Origin of the sequence: Hugenholtzia roseola DSM 9546 (genome assembly GCF_000422585.1) — a bacterium.
In the GTDB taxonomy this organism is placed as follows: domain Bacteria; phylum Bacteroidota; class Bacteroidia; order Cytophagales; family Bernardetiaceae; genus Hugenholtzia; species Hugenholtzia roseola.
Window position 1 is genome coordinate 122,800 of record NZ_KE383882.1, and the last position, 19,619, is coordinate 142,418.

At 44.2% G+C, this 19,619-nt stretch carries 21 protein-coding genes; 11 read left to right on the forward strand and 10 right to left on the reverse strand.

All coding sequences use genetic code 11. The features are described 5' to 3' along the window. Positions 1–36 precede the first annotated feature (36 nt). Positions 37–1,281 (reverse strand): aminotransferase class I/II-fold pyridoxal phosphate-dependent enzyme, encoded by a 1,245-nt coding sequence (locus G500_RS0115340; protein ID WP_027003197.1) that lies wholly within the window; start codon positions 1,279–1,281, stop codon positions 37–39. Positions 1,282–1,699: 418 nt separating this feature from the next. Here G500_RS0115340 and G500_RS23780 point away from each other — a divergent pair, with 418 nt between their 5' ends. Further along, positions 1,700–3,484: a sodium:solute symporter family protein gene (locus G500_RS23780; protein WP_035757652.1), complete on the forward strand. Its 1,785-nt coding sequence runs from the start codon at positions 1,700–1,702 to the stop codon at positions 3,482–3,484. 142 nt (positions 3,485–3,626) lie between these two features. Here G500_RS23780 and G500_RS0115360 read toward each other — a convergent pair whose 3' ends face one another. Then, positions 3,627–4,235 carry a riboflavin synthase gene (locus G500_RS0115360; protein ID WP_027003198.1) on the reverse strand — a complete coding sequence of 203 codons (609 nt, stop codon included), beginning with the start codon at positions 4,233–4,235 and terminating at the stop codon, positions 3,627–3,629. Positions 4,236–4,256: 21 nt separating this feature from the next. On the opposite strand from G500_RS0115360, the gene G500_RS25770 reads away from it, so the two are divergent. After that, positions 4,257–4,427 (forward strand): hypothetical protein, encoded by a 171-nt coding sequence (locus G500_RS25770; protein ID WP_154657178.1) that lies wholly within the window; start codon positions 4,257–4,259, stop codon positions 4,425–4,427. A 294-nt stretch (positions 4,428–4,721) separates the two neighbouring features. Here G500_RS25770 and G500_RS0115370 read toward each other — a convergent pair whose 3' ends face one another. Both G500_RS0115370 and G500_RS0115375 read right to left on the reverse strand, forming a co-directional pair. Further along, on the reverse strand, positions 4,722–5,024 hold the full coding sequence (locus G500_RS0115370) for a hypothetical protein (RefSeq protein ID WP_027003199.1): 303 nt from the start codon (positions 5,022–5,024) through the stop codon (positions 4,722–4,724). 142 nt (positions 5,025–5,166) lie between these two features. Continuing rightward, complete coding sequence (locus G500_RS0115375; protein ID WP_027003200.1) at positions 5,167–5,382, reverse strand: hypothetical protein; 216 nt, start codon at positions 5,380–5,382, stop codon at positions 5,167–5,169. Between the two features lie 427 nt (positions 5,383–5,809). Between G500_RS0115375 and G500_RS0115385 the strand changes: the two genes are divergently transcribed. After that, the gene (locus G500_RS0115385) at positions 5,810–6,211 is read left to right on the forward strand and encodes a hypothetical protein (RefSeq protein WP_027003201.1); all 402 of its coding nucleotides are present in this window, start codon (positions 5,810–5,812) and stop codon (positions 6,209–6,211) included. Positions 6,212–6,325: 114 nt separating this feature from the next. Here G500_RS0115385 and bla read toward each other — a convergent pair whose 3' ends face one another. Continuing rightward, positions 6,326–7,126 (reverse strand): subclass B1 metallo-beta-lactamase, encoded by an 801-nt coding sequence (gene bla, locus G500_RS23785; RefSeq protein ID WP_086047928.1) that lies wholly within the window; start codon positions 7,124–7,126, stop codon positions 6,326–6,328. 250 nt (positions 7,127–7,376) lie between these two features. On the opposite strand from bla, the gene rplU reads away from it, so the two are divergent. Then, positions 7,377–7,688, forward strand: coding sequence for a 50S ribosomal protein L21 (gene rplU, locus G500_RS0115400; protein WP_027003202.1), 312 nt, complete (start codon positions 7,377–7,379; stop codon positions 7,686–7,688). 50 nt (positions 7,689–7,738) lie between these two features. Next, positions 7,739–8,002 (forward strand): 50S ribosomal protein L27, encoded by a 264-nt coding sequence (gene rpmA / locus G500_RS0115405; RefSeq protein WP_027003203.1) that lies wholly within the window; start codon positions 7,739–7,741, stop codon positions 8,000–8,002. A gap of 362 nt (positions 8,003–8,364) precedes the next feature. Here the strand turns inward: rpmA and rlmN are convergent, their stop codons facing one another. From rlmN to G500_RS23790, 4 genes are all read right to left on the reverse strand, one after another. Beyond that, positions 8,365–9,435, reverse strand: coding sequence for a dual-specificity RNA methyltransferase RlmN (gene rlmN, locus G500_RS0115410; protein WP_051203713.1), 1,071 nt, complete (start codon positions 9,433–9,435; stop codon positions 8,365–8,367). A 159-nt stretch (positions 9,436–9,594) separates the two neighbouring features. Continuing rightward, positions 9,595–10,011 (reverse strand): RidA family protein, encoded by a 417-nt coding sequence (locus tag G500_RS0115415; protein ID WP_027003205.1) that lies wholly within the window; start codon positions 10,009–10,011, stop codon positions 9,595–9,597. 51 nt (positions 10,012–10,062) lie between these two features. Then, a complete protein-coding gene (locus G500_RS0115420) occupies positions 10,063–10,566 on the reverse strand; it encodes a single-stranded DNA-binding protein (RefSeq protein WP_027003206.1) in 504 nt (167 codons plus the stop codon). A 120-nt stretch (positions 10,567–10,686) separates the two neighbouring features. Beyond that, on the reverse strand, positions 10,687–11,247 hold the full coding sequence (locus G500_RS23790; protein WP_035757654.1) for an RNA polymerase sigma-70 factor: 561 nt from the start codon (positions 11,245–11,247) through the stop codon (positions 10,687–10,689). A gap of 117 nt (positions 11,248–11,364) precedes the next feature. Here G500_RS23790 and G500_RS0115430 point away from each other — a divergent pair, with 117 nt between their 5' ends. Next, complete coding sequence (locus G500_RS0115430) at positions 11,365–12,684, forward strand: cryptochrome/photolyase family protein (RefSeq protein ID WP_027003207.1); 1,320 nt, start codon at positions 11,365–11,367, stop codon at positions 12,682–12,684. A gap of 181 nt (positions 12,685–12,865) precedes the next feature. Here G500_RS0115430 and G500_RS23795 read toward each other — a convergent pair whose 3' ends face one another. Next, positions 12,866–13,474, reverse strand: a complete 609-nt coding sequence (locus G500_RS23795) for a DUF5683 domain-containing protein (RefSeq protein WP_051203715.1) — start codon at positions 13,472–13,474, stop codon at positions 12,866–12,868. A 351-nt stretch (positions 13,475–13,825) separates the two neighbouring features. Here G500_RS23795 and rpsO point away from each other — a divergent pair, with 351 nt between their 5' ends. The 5 genes from rpsO to G500_RS0115475 all read left to right on the forward strand — a co-directional run bounded on the left by rpsO (position 13,826) and on the right by G500_RS0115475 (position 19,616). Further along, positions 13,826–14,113 carry a 30S ribosomal protein S15 gene (gene rpsO, locus G500_RS0115445; RefSeq protein WP_027003208.1) on the forward strand — a complete coding sequence of 96 codons (288 nt, stop codon included), beginning with the start codon at positions 13,826–13,828 and terminating at the stop codon, positions 14,111–14,113. 174 nt (positions 14,114–14,287) lie between these two features. Next, entirely contained in the window at positions 14,288–16,519 is a 2,232-nt protein-coding gene (gene pnp, locus G500_RS23800; protein ID WP_035757657.1) for a polyribonucleotide nucleotidyltransferase, read from the forward strand. A 425-nt stretch (positions 16,520–16,944) separates the two neighbouring features. Continuing rightward, positions 16,945–17,808, forward strand: a complete 864-nt coding sequence (locus G500_RS0115465) for a sigma-70 family RNA polymerase sigma factor (protein ID WP_027003209.1) — start codon at positions 16,945–16,947, stop codon at positions 17,806–17,808. Positions 17,809–17,908: 100 nt separating this feature from the next. Further along, the gene (locus G500_RS0115470) at positions 17,909–18,328 is read left to right on the forward strand and encodes an OsmC family protein (protein WP_027003210.1); all 420 of its coding nucleotides are present in this window, start codon (positions 17,909–17,911) and stop codon (positions 18,326–18,328) included. Positions 18,329–18,377: 49 nt separating this feature from the next. Further along, entirely contained in the window at positions 18,378–19,616 is a 1,239-nt protein-coding gene (locus G500_RS0115475; RefSeq protein ID WP_086047929.1) for a trans-sulfuration enzyme family protein, read from the forward strand. Positions 19,617–19,619: the final 3 nt, after the last annotated feature.

Below are 19,619 nucleotides of genomic sequence, written 5' to 3' on the forward strand. Positions count from 1 at the left end.
CGTTTGGGGGCTTACTTAGGGCTTTGAGAGGAGAGCTTATAGGCTCACATTGATTTCGGCGTTGGCATAGAAGCCACTTTTGAGCTTGTCCGAAATTTGCTCGAAAGCCTCGATGGTAGTTTTTACATCATCTAAGGTGTGCGAAGCCGTTGGGATAAGACGCAACATAATGACATCTTTTGGCACAACGGGATAGATAACGACCGAACAGAAGATATTGTAATTTTCACGCAGGTCGATGATAAGATTTGCCGCTTCGTTGTTGCCGCCGCTTAGGAAAACAGGCGTAACGGGCGATTCTGTCTTGCCGATATTAAAGCCGCGCTCTTTCAAGCCATTTTGTAGGGCATTGACAACCGTCCAGAGTTGGTCTTTGAGTTCGGGCATCGTGCGCAGCATTTCCAGACGCTTCATATTGCCCACAACGATAGGCATAGGCAAGGTCTTGGCATAAATCTGTGAGCGCGTATTGTAGCGCAGGTAGCTAATGGCGCGTTCTTCGCCTGAAATAAAAGCACCTACACTTGCCATAGACTTGGCAAAGGTAGAAAAATAGAGGTCTATTTCTGCTTGTACGCCTTGCGCTTCCCCCGTACCGATACCTTTTTCCCCCATCGTACCGAAGCCATGCGCATCATCTACTAAAAGGCGGAATTGGAATTTTTCTTTCAAAGCGACGATGTCTTTGAGATTGCCTTGGTCGCCGAGCATACCGAACACGCCTTCGGTAATGACTAAGATAGAGCCGCCTGTTTTTTCTGCCCACTTGGTGGCGCGTTCTAATTGCTTTTCGCAGTTGGCAATGTCGTTGTGAGGAAATACAAAACGCTTGGCAAGGCTCATGCGCAAGCCATCGATGATACAGGCATGACATTCGGAATCATACACAACTACATCTTTGCGGTCTAAGAGTGCGTCAATCACCGACATAATGCCCTGATACCCGTAATTCAAGACCATCGTGTCTTCTTTGCCTACAAATTCTGATAATTGTGCTTCAAATTGCTCGATGATATTAGAATTGCCCGACATCATACGTGCGCCCATAGGGTAGGCTAACCCCCATTGTGCAGTGGCTTCAGTGTCCACGCGACGGATGTCAGGGTGATTTGCCAATCCTAAGTAGTTATTTAAGCTCCATGTCAATACTTCTTTTCCTCTAAAACGCATGCGCGGCTTGATTTCGCCTTCTAACTTGGGAAATGCAAAATAGCCATGTGCAATATGGGCGTGTTGTCCTAAGGGACCTTTGTTAGATTGTAATTTCTCGAATAAATCCACTTCTATATTCTCTTTAATGGTGAGCAAATCGTTTTCCAAGAACGTAACCGCAAAAATAAGGCTTTTTGGCAAAAAAAACGATTTTCGCCTTTCTAAGGCAAAAAAAAGGCACTTTCAAGGCTAAAAGTAGCGTTTTGTAGGCTATTTCAGACCCCAAGAGTCAGAAGAATAGGCACTTCATCATTTTCTTTTCAAACCCTTCAATCCTTCTCAATGGTTTTGAGTGCTTTTGTGTGCGTTGCGATATTTTCTGCCTTCTCTTGCCTTTTCTTATCCAGCGGCAAAAAGTGGCAAAGCGTTTCTAAGGTATGAACCTTGTTTGTAAGGTTTTCTTTTTGTGTATCAAAAATGAAACCCTATCTTTGGCGCAATTTGACTTTTTTAGCCACTTCCTACAAAGATAACAAAAAATCGTACCATGACCCTTTCTTATTTGGATTATAGTCTAATTGGGCTATTTTTTCTGCTGATTTTGGTAGTAAGCCTGCGTTATACCCAAAAAAGCAACCGCAACTTAGAGCAATTTTTTCTGGGCGGACGCAATCTGCCTTGGTGGTTGGCAGGAACATCGATGGTCGCGACTACCTTTGCCGCCGATACGCCGTTGCTTATCACCGAACTAGTGGCACAGAATGGCATCAGCGGCAATTGGATTTGGTGGAATGGTATGATTGGCGGCATGCTCACCGTTTTTTTCTTTGCGCGATATTGGCGAAAAGCAGGCACGCTCACAGATGTTGAATTTATTACGCTGCGTTATGCAGGCAAAAAAGCCACTTATTTGCGCTACTTCCGCGCCCTCTATCTGGGCATCTTTCTCAATGCGATTGTCATGGCGTGGGTCAATGTAGCCCTTATGTCTATTTTGGAAGTCTTTTTCGAACTTAGCAAAACAGAGGCTTTCATCTGGACAGGTGCGGCAATGGCTTTTGTGGTGCTATATTCGGCACTTTCGGGTCTGAGAGGCGTAGTGGTTACAGATGCGATACAGTTTGTAATTGCGATGATAGGCTGCACCATCTTGGCGTATTTAGTCGTGAGCAGCGAAGGTATCGGTGGCATGAGCGGACTTATTGCCAAACTGCCAACTTCAAGTCTTGCCTTTTTTCCTACCCTCGACTTTTCAGAACCAACTCAAATTGCGTCCCAAACCGCCGAAGTGCTGACCATCAGTGCCGTAACCTTCTTTTCCTACGTTTTTGTGCAATGGTGGGCAAGTTGGTATCCGGGTTCGGAGCCGGGCGGCGGCGGCTATGTTGTGCAGCGTATGATGTCGGCAAAAAACGAAAAACACGCCTTCGGTGCGACGCTTTTTTTCCAATTAGCACACTTCGGTTTGCGCCCTTGGGTCTGGATTTTGGTAGGATTAGCCGCTACGATTTTATACCCTGATTTGCCTGCCGCTGATAAAAAGTTGGGCTATGTCTATGCCATGCGCGATTTTCTGCCTTCGGGCTTGAAGGGCTTACTCTTGGCTGCCTTTTTTGCTGCCTACATGAGTACGATTTCTACCCAACTGAATTGGGGTGCAAGTTATTTGGTGAATGATTTTCTTGTCCCTATTTTTTACGATAAAAAGAAAGCCCAAAATGCCGAAACAGGTTTTAATTTGGTGCGCCTTTCTCAAATATGTATCTTAGTTTTGATGGGCGTAGGGCTATGGGCGACGGCACAACTTTCTACCCTCAAAGCCGCCTTCGAGTTTTTGGTTACGGCAGGTGCAGGCTTGGGGGCAGTGCTAATTTTGCGTTGGTATTGGTGGCGCATTAGCGTATGGAGCGAAATTTTGGCTACCCTTGCGCCCCTTTTGGTTTTTGGTCTGATAAAATTTGTACCCATAGAAACGCCAAACGATTTTCTGGTCATAACCTTTACTTCTACCGCCATTTGGCTTATTGGCACGCTTCTGCTCCCTGCCGAACCGCTCCCTATTCTTCAAAAATTTTACCGCCACATCGAGCCGCAAGGCTTTTGGAAACCCGTCCGAAAATCGCTGGCTCTGCCTAAACCCCCAAATCAACTGCCACTTTTGGGCTTGGGTTGGATTCTGGGCGTGTTAATGGGTTATAGCTTTGTTTTTGGCATTGGCTACTTTTTGTTTCAAAATTTTGCAGCGGCGGCACTCTCTTTTTCTATCTTTTTGGCTACCATTTGGGGCATACAAAGGATTTTTGCTCACCTTTTTAAAGAAAAAAACACATAGCCCCAAAAGGGATAGTTCCCTAAAAACCTTGCGATTTCAAATCTGACCGAAAATAAAATTTAGACTTACCTGCTTAAATTTAGGACAAGGCAGTGCCTTGTCCCTACTTTGTAGCGCGAAGTTGGAACTTGACCCTATTATTCTAACCTTTCTGCTGCCTTGCTAACCACGTCTGGACGTATTTTCCGATAATATCAAATTCTAAATTAACTTTATCGCCTACTTGCAAGGTCTTGAAGTTGGTATGCGCATAGGTATAGGGAATGATAGCCACACTGAAATAACCCTGACGCGATTCCACAACCGTCAGACTTACGCCATTGACACAGATAGAACCCTTTTGTACCGTAAAAAAATCGCTTTGTGGTTCATATTCAAAAGCATAACGCCAACTGCCTGCCGTTTCTTCTGCCACTACACAGATACCAATTTGGTCTACGTGTCCCTGTACGATATGCCCGTCAAAACGCCCCTGCGCCGACAAGCAGCGTTCTATATTTACACCATCTCCTACCTTCCAAGAGCCGATATTGGTCTTTTCTATTGTTTCGGAAATAGCCGTAACACGATGCCAAGCCCCTGCGCTATCTTCACCTACTGCCGTTACGGTTAGGCAGATGCCATTGTGGGCGACACTTTGGTCTATTTTGAGTGCGTCTGATACAGAAGAGGAAATGGTAAGGTTTAGATTGCTCTGCTCCTTTTCAAGGGCGATAACCTCGCCAAGGGTTTCGACAATGCCTGTAAACATAGGTAGAGAGGATTAAAGAATTTGAAAACGCTACGGCAAAACTACCTAAAAAATGGCAGTTTTGCCCTATTGGTAGCTCCTTTCGATACCGCTCTACTTTCAGAGTTGCAAAACTATCCGCGTCTTTTTTATCAATATCTTATCCAGACCTTACACCTGCGTTGCTTCCTTAAAAAAGGTTTCCATATCTAATTTAGTTTTTTTATGATATTTTCTTAGCACCTCAATATACGCATTTTTCATAAACTCGATGTTTTGTTTGGAGTTTTAAAGGTTAAAAATAATGCTATTTTCGCTATGATAAAATCTTAGAAGGCAATCTAACAATCATTGTTGTTTGTAGGGAAAGAGGAATCGTCCTATTCATAGAAATTTGGAAAAAAGACAGCATCATACAAAAAAATCCTAAGCATTTTTCCCAAAAAAGGACTTTGCTTAGGATTTTATGAGGAAGTTGAAAAAATGAGTAGGGAAGTGTATTTTTCTCTACGATTTGGGGGTTTCGATGTACACGTACTCACGTGTGGGGGTAGGCTCGCTGGTGGGAGCGGCAGTGTTCGCCATGACACTTGCCCAAATGCTTTGGTGCAGGTCGGCAGGGGCTTTTTGCCTTTCGAGGCGATGGCGTAAAAGTGAGTGAAACTGCTTTTCATTTTCAAAATATCGACTGTGCCATGGGGAGGTAGCTAAAAAATGCATGAGTTGTTTTTCTTCGTCGGGCGAGGCTTCGCCATCGAGTAGGCTCTGGACGGCTACTTTGAAATAATCGAGGTCTTGGAGGAGGTTCATGGGCATTAAGAGTTTCTAAGTAAGTGAGTATGAGTAAGAAAACAAAGGGGCTAAAGGCAGGCGAGAACCAAAGTGAATCCTATGTATCTGCCTTTAAACAGTTTGGGAAAAGACATAAAAAATACCTTACAAGCCTACGCGCTTATAAGGCATTTTGTAAAGTAACTTTTACAACTGTGTCGGCTGCAAATGCAACGCCTTCGGGTAACAAATCACCGCCTCTTTCTACTCTCTCACCTTGCTTGATATTGCCCAGAAACAACGCCTCTACCAAATCCTGCCCAGTCAGCGGAGAAAGGACAACAAGCGTAGGGTTTTGCGTATGATTTTGAGTAAATAAACCAGCGAAGTGCGACATATTTGAAACGAGATTGAGGGTGATAAAAGTCAGAGGTAAGATAACAGTTGTAAGATTTAGTTTTTAAATTCGTTTTTTATCTTTACAAAATGCTATCTCTTTTAGAAGCTGCTATTTTGACGAAAGTTATTGAAAGCTATACATTTGCACACATCTTCACAACACAAAAGGCGCGAAAATAATTCCTTGACCTGCTAAGTTTTCTTACAAACTTTCCTTTTTTAGGGCTGCAAAAAATTAGCTTCGCAAAAGAAAGACCCATTGTGCAGAGATACTGTTTGGCGGTTTTTCTACAAAGATAAAACAAGCCAAAGAAAAAAGGGCATTTTTTCAAAAATTAAGATGCTGCCACGCAACCTATCGCAAAGTTTTTGTATCTTCCCTACAAATCTCAAGACAAATCTCAAACTTTAAACCCACTTCCAACATGAAAACAAGCCCTATTTTCACACGCGCCCTATTTTTAGGCTTTGCCCTTGCCCTTACTACCCTCTTTTTCGCCTTCAAACCGCAAGCGAAGACACTAAACGACCCGCCCCCACAATACGAATATATGCAGGTCAATGTCTTGGAATCTGTGGTGCAAGGTGGCGTTGGGCGTTCGCGTATGATAGTTACCGATACCAACGGCAAATCAGGCGAACCCATCAATTTGGAAAACTATTACAGCATGGCAGGTATCAATTTTGGCAATGTCGCCTCAAATGACTCAAAGGTTACGACACAGCTCAACCTTTTGGGCAAAGAGGGCTGGGAAGTCGTTTCTACCACAAGCGGCGGCAATCAGGTTTATTTCACCAAATATCTGCTCAAAAGAGTAAAAAAGTAGATTTTAAAAATCGTTCAAGTACAGTAGTTAATTAGGTAAATGTAGCTCGAAACTAAAAAAGCCTCTCCACTTTGGAAAGGCTTTTTTGTTTATTTTTGAGGCTTATTGTTAGGCTTATTTTTGGGTAGGTAGAAAAAGTTGGTAGGTATAATCTAAAAGTGCGCGATTGCCACTTTCGCCATGCCCTGGCACTACGTACTGAACTTGTGGAAACCTTTGTTTTACTTTTTGTATCGTTTCCGACCATGCCAACGTATCGGCATCTGCCAAATTGCCCTTGCTTGCATCTAAGGCTTTGACCATGCAGCCCCCAAATAGCACCTTTTCCTTTTCTACAAAACTCACAATGTTGTCCTGCGTATGGGCTGCGCCTAAGTACAAATTCCGAACAGCCTCTTTTTTAGTCGAGTCTAAATACAAGATTAGTTCTTTTTCAAATGTATTTTGTGGTAAAATTGTTTGTCCATTCGCCTTTGCTAAGTTTAAAGTTTGGGCAGAAGCATAGGAAGGAATTTGAGAACGGTGAAAAATAGAAAGACTACCCAAGCAATCATTATGAAAATGATTGATAATCACGCCTTTTATTTGAGCAGCCTTTTCTTTTTCCAACCAATTTATCAGCCTTTCAGCCGCCAAAGAATCGGTAGGTGTATCCATAATAAGGGCTTGATTTTGAGAAAGATAAACCAATCCGTTGCAAGCTACTTTGCCCCAACTTTGCGTCTGGAGATAGGAAATATGCACAAAAGTATGAGGCGTGAGGCGATAAATTTGAAGTTCGGGCGAATCCAAAACAAGCACTTGTTTTTGGCTCGAATCGGCAGGCGCAGCCTTAGCGGAAAGAGGGCGCGTTTTTTGGCAAGCAGCCAATAGCAGCCACATAGACACAAAACAAAAGAGAAGATTGAGGCGCATAGAAGTAAAGAAAAACAGACAAAGGAGAGAAAGAAAACAAGCGGTAAAGGTCTGTTTTTTAGACTAAAAAGCCAAAGCCCTGCCCTGTCTTTTGTTTTTTTTTAGATTTTTAGAGGCTTTCAGACGCGATAAGCGCGTTTTTTTAAAATTCTACACAAATTAGCGGCAAAATCGAGGGTGCGCTTTTGGAAAAGCCGAAAAAAGCCGTATCTTTGCGTTTCAAATTGTGAAAATCTAATTTCCTAATCGTATGTACGCAATTGTAGAGATTGCTGGGCAACAGTTCAAAGTAGAAAAAGACCGTTATATCTACACCAACCGCTTGAAAGGCGAAGTGGGCGAAACTGTCACTTTTGATAGCGTCCTTTTGGTAGATAATAATGGCACTGTTAGCATCGGCGCGCCCACTTTGAGTGGTGCGAGCATCACAGGCGAAGTCCTTTCTCATCTCAAAGGCGACAAAGTTATCGTCTTCAAGAAAAAACGCCGTAAAGGATACAAAAAGAAAAACGGACACCGCCAGTATCTCACCAAACTTTTGATTAAAGACATCAATTTCTAATCACCTTTTTCTCCACTACAGCGCATCTTGCGCCTTAAATTCAGAAAACTATGGCACATAAGAAAGGTGTAGGTAGCTCCAAAAACGGTCGCGAATCGGAAAGCAAACGATTGGGCGTAAAAGTTTGGGGCGGACAAAAAGTAATTGCAGGTAACATCATCGTCCGTCAGCGCGGCACACGTTATCATGCAGGAAAGAATGTAGGCATTGGCAAAGACCACACGCTTTTTGCGTTGGTTGCAGGCGAGGTCGTATTTAGCAAAGGACAAAAAGACCGTTCTTTTGTTTCTGTAAAACCCGTTGCTCAAGCCTAAGCATAGGCTTACGCTTTTAGAAGTTGCCCATTCTTTACTTCTCATTTTCCTACCAACCCTAAACTGCTTTCTGCCGTTTAGGGTTCTTTTTTTAGAAAAAGCCTAAAAAAGCGTTGTTGCGGAAGTAAAAACGGCAAGTGCTAAATCCAAAGCATCTTGAAGACCCTTTGGATTTATTTTTCACCATTTTATTACAAATTTTATTACAATTCAAGCAAGGCTCTGTCTTGTTTCTACGAAAGCGAAATTCCTACTTGGCAAGGAGAACTGACTGCGAACGAAGTCAGAGCTTCATTCTACTGTTTCGCCATTTTATTGCAATTCAATTTCGGATTTAACTTTTTTACGCACCCTTTGCGCTTTTATCCTTTGTTGGCAAGCTGTCCGCAGGCAGCGTCAATATCCTTTCCTCTACTACGGCGCACCGTAGCCATCACGCCTTTTTTGACCAAATAAGCCGCAAACGCATCTATGCGTGCCTCACTTGGCTTGCGAAATTCGGCTTCGCTGATGGGGTTGTATTCTATGATATTGACGCGACAGGGCGTATGTTTGGTAAAGCGAAATAGCTCTTCGGCATCTTTCAAACTATCATTAAAATCATCAAACATGATGTATTCGTAGGTGATGCGATTTTTTGTTTTCTGATAAAAATACATCAAAGCCTCACGCAAGACCGCTAAATTATTGCTATCATTGATAGGCATGATTTGATTGCGCTTTTCGTCGTTGGCGGCGTGCAGAGAAAGTGCCAAATTAAATTTCACCTCGTCGTCGCCCAACTTTTTGATAAATTTTGCGATACCTGCCGTAGAAACAGTAATTCTTTTAGGCGACATATTCAAGCCGTCGGGCGAAGTAAGCATCTCTATTCCCTTCAAAACGTTTTGGTAATTCATCAGGGGTTCGCCCATGCCCATAAAGACGATATTGCTTAGGGGAAGGTTGAAATGCGCTTCGGCTTGCCTTTGTATCGCCACAACTTGGTCATAAATTTCGGCGGCATCGATGTTGCGCTTTTTGTCCATGTAGCCCGTAGCGCAGAATTTGCAGGAAAGCGAACAACCTACCTGTGAGGAAATGCAGGCAGTCATGCGCGGTGGCGCAGGAATTAGCACCCCTTCTACCAAGTGTCCGCCGTCTAATTTAAAGGCAGATTTTATCGTGCCATCTTCACTTTGTTGTGTTTTGGCTACGGCAAGCGGATAGAAGGCGTAATGTTGTGAAAGCAAATCGCGCAACTTTTGAGAAAGATTGCTCATCTGCTCGAAGCTATGCGCCGACTTTTGCCAAATCCATTGGTAGATTTGCTTGGCGCGAAAACTCTTTTCGCCTTGTGTTTGTAAAAATTGCGTTAGCTCTGCCAAACTTTGTTTGCGAATATCGGGCTTACGTATTTCTTGGGTAGGAATTTGGAGGCGTATGGGCTTCATAATCAGGGTTTTGTATCCACTTGCAAAGATACGAAATTATCAGCGTTTATGAATACAGCCTTATCATTCCGACCAAAAGTCTGTGCAGCGGATATTTTCAAACCCTAAGCCTTGCAGCAAATAAGTCTGCCTACGCTTAGGGTTCGGACGGGAAAAAACTTATTCCGCTATGGCAATACATTTCAATTCTATCGCAATAGGCGTAGGCAAGGCAGTAATGCCCAAAGTTGTCCTACAAGGCTGATTGTCTTTGAAATATTCGGCGTAAAGGCGATTGTAGGTAGGAAAATCGGCTTCCATATTGGTTAGAAAAACGGTAACATCTACCAACTTATCCCAACTGCTACCTGCTTCTTCTAAAATCGTCCTAACATTTTCGAAAACAGAGCGGCACTGTGCGGCTATATCATAACTGACCAACTTTCCCTCTGCATCATAGACATTACCGGGAATTTCGTTTGTAACTGCCTTGCGCGGTCCTACGCCTGAAAGAAAGAGCAGATTGCCTACTTTACGCGCATGAGGGTATAGCCCCACAGGTTTGGGAGCTTTGTCGGTATGGGTAATTTCTGCCATCGTGGTATGTCGTAGTTTGTGGTACTTAGATTTGAAAAAGGAAAAAGAGCCTTAGAAGGGCAAATCGTCGATGTTGCCGCCTTCATTGTTTTCCATTTCAGCGTTGTGTGTAGGATTATTCGTCGCGACAGGGGCAGAGGAGGCAGTATAAGCCGCAGCGGTATTCGTGCGCGTTGGATACTCCTCGTTGGGCGGCGGCACTGCACCCGAACTCTTGCTTCCATCGCCTCTGGTAGAGAGCATGACTAAGTTTTGCGCCACAATTTCGGTTACATAGTGCGTCTGTCCCTCTTTTTCGTAAGAGCGCGTGGCTAATTTGCCCTCGATGTAAAGCCTATCGCCTTTCTTAACGTATCGCTCGATGATTTCTGCCAATCCGCGCCAAGCGACAATGCGATGCCATTCGGTCTTTTCTACGGTCTTTCCTTCTCTATCCTGATACGACTCTGTCGTCGCCATCGAAAAGGTTGCTACTTTGGTATCGTTGGCAGGGCGTACTTGTGGGTCTTGCCCCAAATTTCCGATTAAAGTTACTTTATTGACTCCAAGTGCCATAATTAAATATGCTTTTTGTGTAAAAGTTAGGAAAAGAATATCTAAGTGTGAATCTAATAAAAAAGTTACGACCCTGCAAATTTTTTTTGAAGTTTCTTTTAAAAATGGCTACTTTTCTTTTCAGAAAGACTGGTTTTTAAAAATTTCTATCACAAACCAAAGCAAACAAAGGTAATCGGCAAGGTGCAAACGCAAGACTTTCAGGGCTTTTCCTATCTGATTTTCTACCGTCTTGACCGAAATTTGCATCTGCTCGGCTACTTCCTTATAGCTCAACTGCTCGAAGCGATTTAAGACAAAGACGGCGCGACACTGCGGCGGCAGCGTATTGATGGCAGCCTGAATTTTGGTATCTAATTCTTGGGTAAGTAGTTCTTTTTCAGAGCTTTGCGCAGAAAGGCTTTCGCCTAATTCGGTGGCTAAGGTTTCCATAGAAGCCGTAGGCTGCCGCTTTTCTTTGCGAAAGTGGTCGATGGCGGCATTGACGACAGCCCTTTTCAAGTAGGCTTCGGGCGAAATATCTACTTGCAGGCTTTCCTTTTTTTGCCAAATTTTCATAAAAACTTCCTGTACGATGTCCTCTGCCGTATCTGCATTGCCCACAATAGGCAACACAATTTTACACAGACGAGCATACTGCGCCTTAAAAATCGTTTCAAAATCAGTTGAAAATTGGAGCATAGCGTTGGGGTCGGGAAAGCGAAAAGTAGGGCAAATTTAGCCTTTTTTAGGTAAAAAATCAAACAATGCGCGTGCAGGCGGGGTTTTCTGTTTTTGAAGCCTAAAAAAAATGCTACTATGCCAAGCCCTCCTCTTTCTATCTGTTGGATACGTCGCGATTTGCGCTTAGAAGACCAAGCTGCCCTTGCTGCTGCCCTGCAAAGTGGCAATCCTGTCTTGCTGCTTTTTATCTTTGATGCGCAAATTTTAGAAAAACTCCCTGCCCAAGATGCGCGTCTTTCTTTTTTGCATCAGACCCTAAGCCAAATCAAGACCCAACTACAAAGTTATGGTTCTGATATTTGGGTAGAAAAGGGCAAACCGCTTGAAGTTTGGAAAAAAATCGTCGCCCAATTCAAGGTAGAAAAGGTCTTTGTCAGCCGCGACTACGAACCCTACGCCTTAGAGCGCGATAGCCAAATCAAGGACTTTTTACAAACACAAGGCATTGATTTTCAAGATTTTAAAGACCAAGTAATTTTCGAAAAAAGCGAAATTACAAAAGCGGACGGCTCGCCTTATAGCGTTTTCACGCCTTATAGTAAAGTGTGGAAGGCTGCCCTACACAATCCTGCTCCCGATTTTCACTTTCAGGAAAAAAATACAGAAAAGTACTTCTCAAATTTTTTGAAGATAGAAAATTTGCCCTTTCCTTCGCTTGCCGAATTGGGATTTATCCCTACTGCCCTTTCTTTCCCTACTGCCGAAATTTCGCATCAAACTGTACAGAAATACGACCAAACGCGCGATTTTCCACATCTACCACAAGGAACAAGTAGGCTTGGGCTGCACCTGCGTTTTGGTACGATAAGTATTCGGCGTTTGGCAAAAGTGGCTTTCGAAACCAATGAAAAGTTTTTGAATGAGCTAATTTGGCGTGAGTTTTATATGATGATTTTATACCATCATCCCCACACACAATATCGCGCCTTTAAAAAAGAGTACGACCACATTGCTTGGGAAAAAGACGAAGCCAACTTTCAGGCTTGGTGCGAAGGAAAGACGGGCTACCTGCTCGTAGATGCAGGCATGCGTGAGCTAAATCAGACGGGTTATATGCACAATCGCGTGCGCATGGTTGTGGCAAGTTTTCTGACCAAACATTTGCTTCTGCCTTGGCAATGGGGCGAGCGTTATTTTGCCGAAAAACTCTTGGATTTCGAGCTTGCCTCTAATTTGGGCGGTTGGCAATGGGCGGCGGGCTGTGGCTGTGATGCTGCCCCCTATTTTCGTGTTTTCAATCCTTTGGAGCAGCAGAAAAAATTTGACCCCAATTTGGTTTATGTTCGAAAATTTGTGCCTGAATGGAATACTGCCGCCTATCCAAAACCGATTGTAGAGCATAAATTCGCACGCGAAAGGGCGATTGAACGCTACAAGGCTGGTCTGGCGCGATAAAATTCAACCTTAAAAAGGCTCGACATTTGTAGGGATAGGGCATTGCCTTATCCGAAGTGAGGTTGAAATAAAAGCATTTTCAGAATCAAAAATAGAGTTCAGACCAAATTTTATTTTGCTTCAAATCTAACAACACAAGAGTTTGCGCAGAACTTACACAGGACTGCCCAAACGCCCTTTTTTATTTGTACTGCCCTTTAAATAGTGGCACTTGCAGTGAAAAACCCATCAGTGGCTGCCCTTGTAATTGGTCGGTGTAGGGTTTAATTTTAAAAGAGATATTGTCATTGATGTCAAAATCGTTGAGGTGGGCGGCAGTAGTTGCCTCGCCTACATTGAGGGCGTACAAGACCAAGAGCATGATGATATAAAAATCGCGATTTCGGCGGAAAGTGTCGCGGCTACGCAAAAGTTGGTCGGAAGTGCGTCCTTCTAAAAGTGGCGAAAGTTGGGTATTGGGGTTGTCGTCTTCTAAGGCGAGGTAGCCTTCGCGAAAACGTCGATATTCGCCATGCGTACTCAAAACCAGATAGCCCAAAGTAGTGCCAATGCCGTAGATAACAGGAACTTTTACCGCCCAACCGCGCCCGTTGTAGTATTGTCCCAAGCCGGGTAGGGCAGCCGAAAGCAGGGCAGCGCGAGCAGGCTTCGAGAGTTTGAGTTTGGGCTTTTCTATCTGTAAGGCACTATCCAAAACCGTTTCGCTTTGTTGGGCAAAAAGGGTAGCAGGAATAAAGAGCAGCAGGCTAAAAAGCCAACAGGTACGCAGGAGAGAAGAAAGTGGAAGCATAGCTTTAAAGTCGCTTAGAAAAGGCTTTGGGTTTTGAGTTTGCAAAAGAACGAAAAAAAGTGCAAAAAATCGTGCTTGCCCTTGTTTTTGTCTGTTTTCTAAAACTTTTTAACAGTTTGGCAGCCGCTCTGAGGCTATCTTTTTCAGAATCATAGCCCCAAAAGGCATGCGATTTTGTCATCTACCAAAAAAATACTACCTTTGCGCTCTATTTGCTTTCCACCTTCTTTATTCTTCAATAGGCAATTTTCATAGGCGTATGGGCTGGTGCAAGATAATGGCTCCTGATAGAAGGAAAGCAGTTTCGAGCATAGCTATCTGCACAGGCGCATCACCCCAACTTTCCTCACAATGGCAAGAACAGCATATCTTCCTCCCGTCAAGAAGCAAGAAATCTTCGAAAAAGACGGCTTTCAAAAGTCTAAAAATGATACAGGTTCGGCAGAATCGCAAATCGCGCTTTTCACCTACCGCATCAACCACCTAACGCAACACCTCAAAATCAACCGCAAAGACCACGCTACACGCTTGGGCTTGCTCAAATTAGTAGGAAAGCGTCGTCGCCTTTTAGATTATCTAATCAAGACCGACATCGAGCGTTATCGCGCCATCATCAAGGCATTAGGTATTCGTAAGTAAGCCTTTTGCTACTTCTAAAACCTATAAAACTTCTATGTTTTATAGGTTTTTTTGGCTTCTTTCTACAAAGAAGGGAGGGAAAATGACGGCTTTATTTATTTTTTTGCCTATCTTTCAGGCTAAATAACGGCTCTTGCCGCTATTTGCCATTTATCTTCATAGACTCGTAATTTCATGCAATCTCATTCACACATTCCTACGCCTATCGTAGAGGAAATTTCGCTTCCTGATGGCAGAATCATTACCCTCGAAACGGGCAAACTCGCCAAGCAAGCTGATGGTGCTATCGTGCTTCGATTAGGCAAGACCATGCTTTTGGCTACAGCAGTGGCGAACAAAGACCTTCGCGAAGACCAAGACTTTTTCCCGCTTTCGGTAGATTATCAAGAAAAATTCGCCTCCGCAGGGCGTATTCCAGGCGGCTTTCTCAAACGCGAAGGACGGCTTTCTGAACAAGAAATCCTTATCTCGCGCTTGGTAGATAGAGCCTTGCGCCCACTTTTTCCCGACGATTTCCTTTGTGAAACCCAAATCCTGATAACGCTTATCTCCTCCGACAAGGACACCCCTGCTGACGCTTTGGCAGGTTTGGCGGCTTCCGCAGCGTTGGCGGTTTCGAATATTCCCTTTCCCGACCCTATTTCGGAAGTGCGCGTAATTCAAGATGCAAAAGGCGACTATCTCGTCAATCCGAACCTAAGCCAGATGGAAGGCGCACGCCTCGACCTTATCGTAGCCGCTACCGAAGAAAATATTATGATGGTAGAAGGTGAAAGTAAGGAAGTTTCCGAAACCGAACTTTTAGAGGCTCTAAAAGTGGTACATCAGGCAATTCAGGTGCAGTGCAGAGCGCAAAAGGCATTAGCACAAAAAGTAGGCAAGCAAACGCGCGAATACGCCAAGCCCAACGAAGATTTAGACCTGCGCCAACAGCTTTTCGACGCTTACTATGATAGCATCTATCAGATGCACAAAGAAGGCATCAATCGCAAGAAAGATGAACGCAGCAGCACCTTCAAAGCCATCAAGGAATCGTACATAGCTTCGCTCCCCGAAGACCATAGCGTAAATCTGAAATTGGTATCGAAATATTTTGGCGAAATCAATAAAAAGGCGGCTCGCAACTTGGTCTTAAACGAAGGCTTGCGCCTCGACGGACGCAACACACGCCAAATTCGCCCAATTTGGTCGGAAGTAGATTATTTGCCCGCAGCGCATGGCTCTGCCGTCTTTACAAGGGGCGAAACGCAGTCGCTCACTACCGTTACGTTGGGTACAAAATTAGATGAGCAGCTCCTCGATAGTGCTACCCAAACCAGCACCAGCAAGTTTATGCTGCACTACAATTTCCCGCCTTTTTCCACAGGTGAAGCCAAGCCAATTCGCGGCGTAGGCAGACGCGAAGTAGGACACGGCAACTTAGCACATCGCGCCCTCAAACAAGTATTGCCTGCTGAAAGCGAAAACCCCTACACCATTCGTGTAGTGTCGGATATTTTAGAATCTAACGGCTCTTCTTCTATGGCTACGGTCTGTGCAGGCTCTTTGGCACTCATGGACGCAGGCGTACCCGTCAAAGCCGCCGTATCAGGGATTGCTATGGGTATGATTTCAGACCCCGAAACGAAAAAATATGCCATCTTGTCCGACATCTTAGGCGACGAAGACCACTTAGGCGACATGGACTTCAAAATCACAGGTACGGCACAAGGCATTACGGCTTGTCAGATGGACATCAAAGTAGATGGGCTTTCCTATGAAGTCTTGAATGAGGCTCTTTTGCAAGCCAAAGAAGGCAGATTGCATATCTTGGGTGAAATGAACAAGACCCTCGAAGAGCCTCGTACTGACTTGAAAGACCATGCCCCTCGCTCTGCCAAATTCGACGTGCCACGCGATATGATTGGTGCAATTATCGGACAAGGCGGCAAAGTAATTCAAGAGATTCAGCGCGAAACGGCTACTACTATCGTTATCGAGGAAATAGATGGCAAAGGCGTAGTGTCTATCTTTTCGGTTAATAAAGACGGCTTGCAACGTGCCTATGAAACCGTACAGGAGATTATTTCCGAACCCGAAATTGGCAAAGTCTATCAAGGTAAGGTCAAAGGCATTACCGAATTTGGCGCATTTGTAGAATTTATGCGCGGAAAAGAAGGCTTGCTTCATATTTCCGAAATCTCTTGGGAGCGTATCGCCTCGATGGAAGGCATCTTCAAAGAAGGCGAAATCTTGGAAGTCAAGCTCATTGAAGTAGATGAACGCACAGGCAAATTCCGTCTTTCGCGCAAAGCCCTTCTGGAAAAGCCCGAAGGTTATGTAGAAAGACCGCGCACGCCACAAACAGGAAGTCGTGATGCAGGTAGAAGACAAGGCGGCGGCGGCAATTTCAACCGCAGACGCTAATCAAGACCGCGCAGAAGTCGGCTCGCTCACGCCCTTGGTGAGCGCAGACGCTGGCTAAATCCGCAAAAGGGCAAAGGTTTTTGTTTTTTTAAGAAAAACGGTTTTAAAAAAGAGACCCTCTGTCTTTTTTTGTAACCTTTGCACCCTTTTTTCAGTATTGAAAGGAGAAAAGCAAGAAAAAAGAGTAGGCTCTCGATGCCTATCTTTTTTCCTTCTTTTTTTTAAAGTGCTTGCGCCGATTCGGACTTGACAAGCCTTATACGTAAAAACACGTCTGCCCCAAATAGAAACTTATCACCATCTTTACACACTTAGCATAAAATTTGCGGTATAACCCCTTGTCTTTTTATTTTGCCCCTTTCCCACTCTTTTTTCAACTCCGTCCTTTCCAAATTGTCCTTTCAAAATCGTAAAAAATTGTTTAGATGAGACAGCTCAAAATTAGCAAACAGATAACCAATCGCGAAAGCCAATCGCTCGATAAATACTTACAAGAAATTGGCAAGGTAGATTTGCTCTCGCCCGATGAAGAAGTCGAGCTTGCCAAACGCATACGCGAAGGCGACCAAGTAGCCTTAGAAAAACTCACCAAAGCCAATTTGCGCTTCGTCGTTTCTGTTGCTAAACAGTACCAAAATCAGGGACTCTCTTTGGGCGACCTCATCAACGAAGGCAACTTAGGGCTTATCAAGGCTGCCCAACGCTTTGACGAAACGCGCGGTTTCAAATTTATCTCTTATGCCGTTTGGTGGATTCGTCAGTCTATCTTGCAGGCACTTGCCGAGCAGTCGCGTATTGTGCGCCTGCCGCTCAATCGCGTAGGCTCTTTAAACAAGATTTCGAAAACTTTTTCCGAATTAGAGCAACGCTATGAACGCGAACCTTCGCCCGAAGAATTGGCGGAAGCCTTAGAGATTACGGCTGCCGAAGTAATAGATACGCTCAAAATTTCTGGCAGACACGTATCGATGGACGCACCCTTTGTGCAAGGCGAAGACAACACACTTTTAGACGTTTTAGAAAATAATTTAGAAGAAAAACCTGATTCAGGTTTAATGAACGATTCACTTCGTCGTGAGGTGCAGCGTGCGCTTTCTACCCTTACGCCACGCGAAGCCGACGTAATTACCTATTATTTCGGTTTGAACGGCGAACACCCCATGACACTTGAAGAAATTGGGGAAAAGTTCAATCTCACGCGCGAAAGGGTACGCCAAATCAAGGAGAAAGCCATCAGACGTTTGCGCCACACTTCGCGCAGCAAGGCTTTGAAGCCTTATTTAGGATAACTTTAATATTCTAAAATTGTACTAAAATGTCGTTTATCCAAACGTTCCACTTTTTTTAAGTAGAACGTTTCTCTTTTTTATAGCCTTCTAAAAGTTTTTTATGAAAATACAAATCCAACGCCGCAACGAGGCTTTTTTGATGGAAGCGCGAAATGAAAACGGCAACACGCTTTTGATGGACAATGCTGCCGCTTATGCTACCCCAAATCAGGCGCAAGGACTTAGCCCTATGCAGCTCCTATTGGCTGCCATTGGCGGCTGTAGCACCATCGATATCATCTCTATTTTAGAAAAACAGCGGCAGCCCTTAGTAGATATTCAAATTGAAATTGAGGGCGCAAGGGCTGATACAATTCCAAAAGTTTTCGAAAAGATAAATCTGCACTATACCCTTTTTGGCAATTTAGACCCCGAAAAGGTGCGAAAAGCCATCGAGCTTTCTTTGGAAAAGTATTGCTCGGTTTCTAAAATGTTGGAAAAGACCGCAGAAATTGCCTATTCTTTTAGTATCAAAAACTAAAAGTCATTTCAAAACCTGACCTATTCACCCAAAACCTCGATGCAGTTCTATGCCTGATGCTAACCATTTTGTAGCGGATTCTCACGATTCCCCAAAGCCTAATGAAAATGCGCCTTATACGCATTTCGAAACCAACGCCATCAGAACCCAAACGCCCCGTTCTGCCCAAAAAGAACACGCCGTACCGATTTTTGCTACTTCAAGTTTTATCTTTGATGACGCTGAAGAAGCACGCGCCCTCTTTGCTTCCGAAAAAGAGGGTAATATTTATTCGCGCTATTCAAACCCCAACAACGACGAATTTATACAAAAACTTTGCCTTTTAGAGGGTACAGAAGATGGCATGGCGATGGCTTCGGGTATGGCGGCTATGTTTTTGAGTATCGCTTCTTTTGTCCGCAGTGGCGACCATATTTTAGCCTGTCGCTCACTTTTTGGCTCTACCCATCAAATCCTGACGCAAATTCTGCCGCGCTGGGGCATTACACACACCTACGCCGATTGGGACGATTTAGAGAATTGGGAAAATTATATTACGCCCCAAACGAAGATGATTTTTGTAGAAAGTCCTTCAAACCCCGGTCTTGATTTATTAGATTTGGAGAAATTAGGCAAACTTGCCAAAAAGCACAACCTACTACTTAATGTAGATAACTGTTTTGCTACCCCCTATCTACAAAATCCTGCCAAGTGGGGAGCGGATATTATCACCCATTCGGCTACTAAATTTATTGATGGGCAAGGAAGAGTTTTAGGCGGAGCGATTTTGGGTAGGAAAGATTTGATACAAGAGGTGCGTTATATGGCGCGTCATACGGGACCTGCTATGTCGCCTTTTCATGGTTGGGTACTTTCTAAAAGTCTGGAAACCTTAGCAGTACGCATGGAAAAACATTGTCAGAATGCGTTAGAAATTGCTACTTTTTTAGAACAACACCCCCAAACCGAATGGGTAAAATATCCATTTTTGCCTTCGCATCCACAATATGAATTGGCAAAAAAGCAGATGCGCTTGGGTGGCGGCTTGCTTACCTTCGAGCTAAAAGGAGGGCAGACGCGTGCAGTCCGTTTTTTAGACGCGCTGAAAATGATTTCCCTAACCCCTAATTTAGGCGATACGCGCAGCATCATCACGCACCCTGCCACTACGACTCACTCGAAACTTTCCGACCAAGAACAACAAAAGGTAAGCATCACAAAGGGCTTGGTGCGCCTTTCCGTTGGCTTAGAACACGTAGAGGACATCAAAGCCGACCTGACGCAGGCAATAGCGGCAAGTGAGGAATAATTA